A 1348-nucleotide genomic window follows, 5' to 3' on the forward strand; every position below is an offset into this window, starting at 1 on the left:
CGCATAATGAGCGTAAGCGAATAACACATGCTCTGCATGTGTGTAAGTGCGCCCTTAGTAAAAACTAAGGGAACTACTGTCTCAACATTTACAGTCTAACATTTTATTTTTTATATGCTATATGATTTACTATATCTATACTAAAAATTATAGATTGGTGGTATCAGATTTGGAAAATAGTAGTATCGAAAAATCAGAATCTAAATTAGCAAAACTTGAAGAGAAAAAGGCTGCACTAAATGCTAAGATCAAACTTGAACGTAATAAGTTAAATGCTAAAAAACGAAAAGAACGTACAAAGCGTTTGATCGAAAAAGGTGCTATTCTTGAAAAATTACAAGGTGATGATGCAGAGTCTATTACACCGGATCAAACCCTTGAATGGCTTAAAAGTAATATCAATACAGATAGCATAACGATCCTTAAAAAGCGAGATACTCAGGTGAAGCGTCTAAAAACTCAGCTCCAAGTACTTCAGTCTGAGCTTGAATTCTTTAAATCTACTGGGCAATCATGGTCATTTACAAATGATGATGGATCTAAAACTACAGTTACAGAACGGATTATAGAACTATGGAATTCTAATAATCGTTAAATCGAGTTTAAGGGGTATTACAGCGCGTTTAACACTCCCTTAGTACAATTACACTAAATGGCTTTTAAAAACTCTTAAAGCGCATTATACGCACGAAAAAGAGGCATCCTGTTAGAATGCCCCAACTTCGTAACGTTACACTTGTTCGTAGTTACCAGCTACAATGTGCACTAGCGCTAATCATCATTACGCATTCATTATATCATACTTGCTTATGGTAAACTAGATAACGTGCACTAAAGGGCTTACCACCCTAATCGCACAGAAAGGGGGTTCTCTATCTGTGAAGATTGTGCTGATCATCATTATTTTGCCTAATAAGCAAGTAAAACGTTTAGGTAAGTTATTCGTTAGCTTACTGAAGCACCTAATCAAAAAAGCTATTCAGTTGCTAGTTTCCTTTCTGTCTGATTGATTTTAGACAGTCTAGCTAGTGTTTGGTTTCAGCGGTCCTCGTTTTGGGGTATCGCTGTTTTTTTGTTTAGACAAACTATCTTGGAAATCCGTGATTGGCAATTGGATCATTTCTCTACAAGCTTTTTTGAAAAAACTTCTTTACACGCGCGTATGTATATTACATTAACTGGATACATTAAATATTACATTACTATACATTAGGGGCAACGAAAATCCTGTAATAATAAGGGTTAGAGCAAAAATGTATGAGATTTTTCCACGTCATGTATGAGATTTTTCCACGTCATGTATGAGATTTTTCCACGTCATGTATGAGATTTTTCCACGTCATGTATG

General features: G+C 35.2%; 1 protein-coding gene. It reads left to right on the forward strand.

The genetic code is table 11. From position 1 onward, the window contains the following. Nucleotides 1-169 precede the first annotated feature (169 nt). A complete protein-coding gene (locus LMU01S_RS09985; RefSeq protein WP_056958564.1) occupies nt 170-595 on the forward strand; it encodes a hypothetical protein in 426 nt (141 codons plus the stop codon). Nucleotides 596-1348 lie beyond the last annotated feature (753 nt).

The organism is Ligilactobacillus murinus DSM 20452 = NBRC 14221 (assembly GCF_001591685.1).
In the GTDB taxonomy this organism is placed as follows: Bacteria; Bacillota; Bacilli; order Lactobacillales; family Lactobacillaceae; genus Ligilactobacillus; species Ligilactobacillus murinus.